This window comes from Pediococcus damnosus (assembly GCF_001437255.1).
Classification (GTDB): Bacteria; Bacillota; Bacilli; order Lactobacillales; family Lactobacillaceae; genus Pediococcus; species Pediococcus damnosus.
The window spans coordinates 1-7884 of the sequence record NZ_JQBD01000085.1 but is presented as its reverse complement, the minus strand read 5'-3'; the positions used below and the strand labels follow the sequence as shown (position 1 = coordinate 7884).

General features: G+C 33.5%; 7 protein-coding genes. 5 read left to right on the top strand and 2 right to left on the bottom strand.

The window, feature by feature from the left end; all coding sequences use genetic code 11:
* The first annotated feature begins 97 nt into the window (after positions 1 to 97).
* The 4 genes from IV84_RS08780 to IV84_RS08765 all read left to right on the top strand — a co-directional run bounded on the left by IV84_RS08780 (position 98) and on the right by IV84_RS08765 (position 6195).
* On the top strand, positions 98 to 1033 hold the full coding sequence (locus IV84_RS08780) for a replication initiation protein (RefSeq protein WP_056986451.1): 936 nt from the start codon (positions 98 to 100) through the stop codon (positions 1031 to 1033).
* On the top strand, positions 1026 to 1649 hold the full coding sequence (locus tag IV84_RS08775) for a DUF536 domain-containing protein (RefSeq protein WP_056986449.1): 624 nt from the start codon (positions 1026 to 1028) through the stop codon (positions 1647 to 1649). The genes IV84_RS08780 and IV84_RS08775 overlap by 8 nt, the downstream gene beginning before the upstream one ends.
* A gap of 57 nt (positions 1650 to 1706) precedes the next feature.
* Positions 1707 to 3227: an RNA-directed DNA polymerase gene (locus tag IV84_RS08770; RefSeq protein ID WP_226997997.1), complete on the top strand. Its 1521-nt coding sequence runs from the start codon at positions 1707 to 1709 to the stop codon at positions 3225 to 3227.
* Between the two features lie 187 nt (positions 3228 to 3414).
* A complete protein-coding gene (locus IV84_RS08765) occupies positions 3415 to 6195 on the top strand; it encodes a DNA methyltransferase (protein ID WP_056986447.1) in 2781 nt (926 codons plus the stop codon).
* Between the two features lie 145 nt (positions 6196 to 6340).
* Here the strand turns inward: IV84_RS08765 and IV84_RS08760 are convergent, their stop codons facing one another.
* Positions 6341 to 6685, bottom strand: a complete 345-nt coding sequence (locus tag IV84_RS08760) for a type II toxin-antitoxin system PemK/MazF family toxin (RefSeq protein ID WP_001748110.1) — start codon at positions 6683 to 6685, stop codon at positions 6341 to 6343.
* Positions 6679 to 6942 carry an AbrB/MazE/SpoVT family DNA-binding domain-containing protein gene (locus IV84_RS08755; protein WP_003643337.1) on the bottom strand — a complete coding sequence of 88 codons (264 nt, stop codon included), beginning with the start codon at positions 6940 to 6942 and terminating at the stop codon, positions 6679 to 6681. The genes IV84_RS08760 and IV84_RS08755 overlap by 7 nt, the downstream gene beginning before the upstream one ends.
* A gap of 85 nt (positions 6943 to 7027) precedes the next feature.
* Between IV84_RS08755 and IV84_RS08750 the strand changes: the two genes are divergently transcribed.
* The gene (locus IV84_RS08750) at positions 7028 to 7615 is read left to right on the top strand and encodes a site-specific integrase (RefSeq protein ID WP_056986445.1); all 588 of its coding nucleotides are present in this window, start codon (positions 7028 to 7030) and stop codon (positions 7613 to 7615) included.
* Positions 7616 to 7884: the final 269 nt, after the last annotated feature.

Below are 7884 nucleotides of genomic sequence, written 5' to 3'. Positions count from 1 at the left end.
ATCAAGTAGGTTTTGTCTGTTTATCAAGTAGAACTATAAAGTTGACTACTTGATAAACATAATCTAAAATTAATTTGTAATCATTAGGAGGTACAGCATGGGTAATGAAATTATTAAATATGATCCAGAGTTAAATACCATTCCACTTCGAAAATTTACTCCAGTTGAAATGAATTTATTTTTTTCGATTATTTCTCGTATGCGTGATAAGGGTAATCAGACCATTCGTTTTACTTTTGATCAATTAAAAGAGTTAAGTGCTTATAAACCTACTGCAAATAACCGTTTTGAAGATGACATTCAGAGAACTTATGAAAAAATGATGGGATTACATTTTGGTAGACGAAGTAAAAGTGGATTAACTCGAGAGTTTTTTGTTTTGTTTACAGAATTTAAAATTGATGGAGATGCAGAAGAACCTTATGTAGACGTAAAAGTTTATGAACGTGCTTTACCCCTTTTAAACAAGCTTGAAAGTTGGGTTCGTTATGCGTTGGCAGAGTTTAGAGATTTAAAAAGTAGTTACGCAAAAACAATGTTTCGGTTACTAAAACAGTTCAGAACCACTGGATATGCTTATTTTTCTAAAGAAGACTTTTTTGAATTACTAGATATGCCCAAAAGTTACTGGAATAGTCCCTCTAACGTCGATAAATTTGTTATAAAACCCATTAAAGAAGAATTAACTCCTTTGTTTAGAGGATTAACGGTTAGAAAAAAATATGGAAAAGGGCGTGGGAAACCAGTTATTGGCTATTCGTTTACCTGGAAACCCGAAAAGAAAGATGCCAATGATTTCTCACAAGGCCAATTACAAGATGAGCGTCAAAAGCTTTTTAATATTCAGCATAATGGTGAATTAACAGAGCAGGAAAAATGGCGCGCCATTGACAAGGTTAAGGGGTTAACTTTAGGCTCTACTGAGAAACAAGCATTGGCTGATAAACAGGCCGAGCACGATAAAAAAATAAGAGATCAAGCAAGACAAGAAGCACTTGCTGAACTCCGAAAGGGGCTTGGAAATAATGCCTAAAACTATTAGAGAACTTGCTGACGAATTGAAGGTCTCTAAACAAACTATTCAATACCACTACCAAAGACTACCAACAAAGAACCGACAAAAAGATAGTCAAGGTACAAACATGATCAGCCTCACAGCTGAAAGGATTATTAGGGACAAGGTAGCAAAGCCTTTGGTAGCAAAGACCCAACAAACAGGTAGCAAAAAAGTGACAAAGACTAGCAAAGAAAATAATGAGCTAATTGCCACTCTAAGAAGAGAAATAGAAGATTTAAAGTCTCAACGTGACAAACAGCTTGCTACCAAAGACCAACAAATAAGTAGCAAAGACCGCCAACTAGACCATCTAACAAAATTGATAGATCAGCAGCAACAATTACAATTAGCAATAGTAACAGAAAATCGCCAATTAAAAGAACATGTGCAAAAATTAAGCGGCTTTGTTGAAACGTCTAGATCCAATCAAAAAGTTCAATCAACTGATAGTAATTTGTCAACTGAAAATAACTCTATTCAAAATATGGACAGAAATGACAAGCAAGTTAAAAAAAACGTACCTCAATCTGATAATATACAAAAAGATGCACCTAGAAATAAAGTCCATAAAAATTGGTGGCATTTTTGGTAATATCAAGCTAAATTCTAAATTTATTTTTGAAATTAATTATTAATAGAAGGTGCTAAGTTGATTGATAAGTCCAGAAAATCAATTTTAAAAATGAGCTCAAGGGAAGCAAAAACTTTTTTACTTAAACCATCTAGTTACGTTAATATTCAACTTCCAAGGTATTTTAACTTCTCTTCTGTAATTAAAAAAGCAGATGATCTATTAGACAGTCATTCGTTAATAGAGCTTTCTACCAGTAAAACGGCCCTATCACAAACTACAGACGTAAATTATACTCTTCTAATGAATAAAGATGGTCGCTATGATTGGCGTCCGTTATCAATAGTTCACCCAGTTCCTTATGTTGATCTTGTTAATTCAATAACTAGCCACTGGTCAACCATAATTAACCGATTTAGTGAGTTTCAAAATGATGAACGAATCCAATGTATTAGTGTACCTGTTGAATCAGTTGGGAAAAAAAGTGACAAAGCAGAAACAATCTTGAATTGGTGGCAAAACCTAGAACAGGCTTCAATTAGATATGCTTTGATATACAAGTATTGTATTAAAACTGATGTTACAAACTGTTATGGATCAATTTATACACACTCTATTTCGTGGGCAATTCATGGAAAACAATGGAGTAAAAATCACCGTCGCCCTAGCCAAGGTATAGGAAACATGATTGATTCTTCAATCCAACATTTACAATTTGGTCAAACAAATGGGATTCCTCAAGGCAGTATTCTCTTTGATTTTATTGCTGAAATAATTTTAGGCTATTCTGATTTCTGTTTATCAAAGAAACTGGAAAATATTAAGGAGAGCTTTAAAATTATTCGATATCGAGATGATTACCGAATATTTTCAAATTCTAAAGAGCTATCGGAAAAAATATTACGAGAACTCTCAGATGTATTATCAGATTTAAATATGCACTTTAATTCAAAAAAGACTGATATAACTACTGATATCATTGGAAGTGCAGTTAAAAAAGATAAGCTCTTTTGGACTGTTAAAAATGCTGCAATTTGTAGCAAGGATAATAGTGGAAAGTTAATTTATCATTTAGGTTTACAAAAACATCTATTGCAAATTTACGACTTGGCAAAAAAATATCCCAACTCGGGAAGTGTAACTACCTCACTAACTGCTTTTTTTAATCGATTATTGCCTATATCTAAAGTGCCTAAAGATTACCAACAACTCATGAGTATCGTGGTTAATATTATTGCGCAATCTCCAAGGACAGTACCAGTTGGTATTGCAATACTTGGAAAATTATTGGAATTGATTGAAGACCCTAATGAAATTACAATAGTCATAGATAATGTTATCAATCAAATAGAAGATATTCCTAACATTGGTTTTATTGAAATATGGCTTCAACGCTTAAGTCTTTGTGGTGATGAATCAAAAAATTATTCGGATCCTTTATGTCAAAAAGTATATCTAAATAACAACGATATTTGGAACTCAACATGGTTAAAGGATCCCTTTTCAGAAGATTCAATCATTAATCGCGAATACATTCAAAAAATGAGATTAGCGATCCCACAGAAGGAGATTGATTTGTTTAACGAATATCCTTTTTAATGCAATACATAAATTTATGTATTGCAGCGAAGTAGTAATCTAGGGTTGTATCTCCCAAAATGCATTTTTTATATACAGATCTTGATGTGTTTTAAATGGAGACGGCTTTCTATCAGAAAAAAATCTAGTGAATCATCTTAAATAAGAATACTAACTAAGTTTTAAGATTAGAGAGGAAATAAAGCATATGAATCTTACAATGCAAAGAAAAGCTGCAAGAGAGTTTTCCACCTATTGGAGGGGAAAAGGATATGAAAAGGGGGAGTCTCAGCGCTTTTGGATTGGACTATTACAGGCAATATATGGTATAGATGATGCTACTAGATATATTTCATTTGAAGATGAAGTTAAGCTGGATAAGACATCATTTATTGATGCTTACATAGAAAAAACACACGTCATGATTGAACAAAAAAGTAGTAATAAGAGTCTTGATAAGGGAATTAGACAATCTGACGGTTCATTTTTAACGCCTTTTCAGCAAGCACAAAGATATTCTGCCAATTTACCATATTCGAAACGTCCCAGATGGATTATTACTTGTAATTTTAAAGAATTTCGGGTTTACGATATGGAAAAACCGACCGGCGAACCGGCAAAGATTTTATTATCAGATTTGTCAAAAGAATATTATCGTTTAGACTTTTTAATTGATGAAGTTAACATTAATGTCAAAAAAGAAGAAGAAATTTCTGTTCAGGCTGGTGAATTAGTTAGTAAGATATACAATGAACTATTAAAGCAATACAAGGACCCAAATAGTTCTTATAGTCTTAAAAGTATCAATCAACTATGTGTTAGATTGGTATTTTGTTTATATGCCGAAGATTCTGGAATTTTTGGCCGATTAAACATTTTCCGTGATTATCTAAAAGATATTGAGCCAAGTTTACTGAGATCCAGAATTATTTCTTTATTTAAGGTTTTAGATACCAAGACAGAAGACCGAGATCCCTACTTAGACGAAAAATTGGCTGAGTTTCCCTATGTCAATGGAGGAATGTTTTCTGATGAAGACATAGAAATACCAAAATTCACTCCAGAATTAAAAGATTTGATTGTTAACCAGGCTAGTGACGGATTCGATTGGTCAGATATTAGTCCAACTATTTTTGGCGCGGTTTTTGAAAGCACATTAAATCCAGAGGCTAGAAGATCTGGAGGCATGCATTATACTTCGATTGACAATATTCATAAAGTTATTGATCCTTTATTTCTGGATGAAATGAAAGAACAACTTCAACAAATTAAGAGTTTAAAACAACCTGTTACAATAAAGAAAAAAGCAAAAGAGTTTCAGAAAAGTTTATCGAATTTGAACTTTTTTGATCCAGCATGTGGATCTGGCAATTTCCTAACTGAAACGTATATTTCCTTGAGAAAAATTGAAAATGAATTGATTAAATTAATCTATGGGAGGGAATCTATGTTGGATACAGGGCAAAAATTGATTAATGTCTCGATCCAGCAATTCTACGGGATCGAAATTAACGACTTTGCTGTATCAGTTGCAAAGACCGCATTGTGGATTGCTGAGTCACAAATGATGGAAGAAACTAAGGCCATTATTTATAGTGACCAAGATTTCTTACCGTTAAAAAGTTATTCAAATATTGCTGAAGGCAATGCTTTAACAATAGACTGGAATAAAATTATAGATTCTTCAAAAATAGATTTTTTGATCAGTAATCCACCATTTATTGGGAAAAAAGAGCAGACTAAAGTTCAAAAAAAAGACTTATCAAACGTTTTTGGACCTGGGTCAAGTCGGCTTGACTATGTTACCGGATGGTATGTAAAATCTCTTCAATTTATGTATGGTACTAATATACATGCAGCGTTTGTTTCTACGAACAGTATTACCCAAGGGGAACAAGTACCTATACTTTGGAAAAAGTTACTTAACATGGGCATTGTAATAGATTTTGCTCACCGCACTTTTAACTGGAAGAGTGAAGCACAAGATGAGGCACATGTGCATGTGGTAATTATAGGATTTAGCTATCATGGACAGAGCCGAGAAAAGTTATTATACTTTGCTGAAAATTCATTAAAAAAAGTTACTAATATAACACCCTACTTGTCAGAAGGGCCAACAGTATTGATTGAAAACAGATCTCAACCTATTAGTCATGTGAATATAATGAATTATGGTAGCATGCCAATAGATAATGGAAACTTGATACTGAACAAAGATGATTATGCTGAACTAATTAGTGAGAATCCTAATAATAAAAAATTCGTACGGCCTTACGTTGGCGGAACTGAGCTATTAAATAATCGAGAAAGATGGTGTCTTTGGTTAAAAGGAGTCAATCCGTCTGAATATAGCCATTCACGTTTTATTATGGAAAGAATTAGAAAGACTAAAGAATTTAGAGAATGCAGTGGTAGAGACCAAACTAAACAGCTTGCTGACTACCCTTATTTATTTGGAGAAATCAGACAACCAGAAAATGTTACATCATTATTAGTTGTACCAAAGGTCTCCTCCAAGTCTAGGAAGTACATACCAATTTCTTTTGTTGATTCGTCTAGCATTGTAAATGGAAGTACATTAGTTATTCGAGACGCCACTATATTTGATTTTGCCATACTAACCTCAAATATTCATATGGCTTGGATGAGAACAGTTGCTGGTAGAATGAAGAGTGATTATCAGTATTCAAATAAAATAGTCTATAACAACTTTCCATGGCCAAAAATTACAAATTTCCAGCGAGAAAAAATTAGAAAGACTGGACAGGCTATTTTAGAAGCACGGAATATTTATAACGATAGCACCTTGGCTAATTTATATAATGAGTTGTTAATGCCTCCAGAGCTTCGTAAAGCTCATCAAGCAAACGATAGAGCTGTTATGGAAGCATATGGAATTCCCGTTAAAGGAACAACGGAATCCAATGCTGTTGCTAAATTATTTGATATGTATGAAAATATTGTTACAAAAAAACTTAATAAGAATTAAAGCATATTTTTTAATTAATTTATTTATTATGTACAGGGTCTATAACTATCAAATCGCCCCTCAAAAACATTGAAAGAATAACCCCCAATATCTATAATGTGGATATTAGGGGTTATTTATTTTCATATTATAAAAATAACTTCTTCTATTTGTCATCAATACTAAACAATAATTTGTACAAAGTGATTATTTCTTCTAGTTCTTCACGCGATACATGATCGACAATAGTTTCATCAGTGACATGTCTTGCCCGTAAATCTAAGGCTATGGTTTGGTCTAATAATACTTTTCCATATACTGTTTGACTACTAGTTAGTCGATGATACATTGGAAAATTACGCTTGGTACTGCTAATTGGAGCCACAATCGTCATGTTACTTGTCTGACAGACTAGATCATTGCTTAGCGCAATGGCTGGTCGCTTATTCATCTGTTCATGACCACGGCTTGGATTAAAGTTAACATAAAATATATCACCTTGGCTTACCATTGAAGTTCATTACCTTCTGACTTTCCCCAATCAAGCTCGTGATCCCTTTTCCCGTCATCTTTCCAATCCTTAAATAGTTCGTGAATATTGGTTGGGTTCTTTTTTATTGGTGTTAAAACAATTGATCCATTTTCAATGGTTATTGTCATATCTTGGTTATCATCTAATTTCAGTTGTTTAATAATTTGGCTAGGAATTCTAGCAGCTTTCGAGTTTCCCCACTTTGCTAAGCGTGTTTGTTCTTTAATAAGTTCCATATTTTCCCCTCCTAAATTATTATTACAAGTCAAGTATATCCCATGTAGATACACAATGCAAATATTCTTACTGGAGGTCATTTACATGCAACAAGTTGTCTTACCCATCAAAGATTCAAACGTTCTTAAAGAGGTTCAAGATACGTTACTCAATAACTTTAAAGCTGGCCGACGTAACTATACGATTTTTCAAGTTGGTAAAGCTACGCTACTGCGAGTGAGTGACGTTATGGGTTTAAAACAGACCGATATTTTTAATCTGGACGGTTCTATTAAACAAAATGCGTTCATTCATGATCGAAAAACTGGTAAGCCTAATACCTTGTACCTTAAACCAGTTCAAACAGAACTCTTATTGTATCGTCAATGGCTGCTTGATCATAAACTAGCATCTGAATGGCTCTTTCCTTCCATTCAACACCCCGAGCGACATATCACGGAAAAACAGTTCTACAAAATTATGAGCAAGGTTGGCGATCTGTTAGGAATTAATTATCTAGGTACCCATACGATGCGCAAAACCGGGGCTTATCGTGTTTACACGCAATCAAATTACAATATTGGCCTAGTAATGCACTTACTAAATCACTCAAGTGAATCAATGACTTTAGCTTATTTGGGCTTGGATCAAGAAAGTACAGAAAACATGTTGAACCAAATTGATTTTGGGTAAATTAGTTTGATTTTGTTGTCGCCAACGGCGACTTCTAATACAGGTTTTTGGGGGGTTATCACAACATAGAATTTATTCTATGTGTAAGTGCGCATTGACCTCGTTTCACTCGGTCTGCTGATAACCATAGAATCGATTTTTTTCCGTTGTTGAATGGAATGTATTCTTAATTAAATTTATGCTTACACTTAACTGAGTTTGTTATGCTTTAAATACTTAAAAAGGTGTTGCAGATTAGGCTGTTTTAAGCCAAAATTTTTTAATTGCTT

Excerpts from the sequence above, each read along its gene's own strand:
- IV84_RS08780 (WP_056986451.1), top strand. The coding sequence starts at position 98 with ATGGGTAATGAAATTATTAAATATGATCCAGAGTTAAATACCATTCCA.
- IV84_RS08775 (WP_056986449.1), top strand. The coding sequence starts at position 1,026 with ATGCCTAAAACTATTAGAGAACTTGCTGACGAATTGAAGGTCTCTAAA.
- IV84_RS08765 (WP_056986447.1), top strand. The coding sequence starts at position 3,415 with ATGAATCTTACAATGCAAAGAAAAGCTGCAAGAGAGTTTTCCACCTAT.
- IV84_RS08760 (WP_001748110.1), bottom strand. The coding sequence starts at position 6,685 with ATGGTAAGCCAAGGTGATATATTTTATGTTAACTTTAATCCAAGCCGT.
- IV84_RS08755 (WP_003643337.1), bottom strand. The coding sequence starts at position 6,942 with ATGGAACTTATTAAAGAACAAACACGCTTAGCAAAGTGGGGAAACTCG.
- IV84_RS08750 (WP_056986445.1), top strand. The coding sequence starts at position 7,028 with ATGCAACAAGTTGTCTTACCCATCAAAGATTCAAACGTTCTTAAAGAG.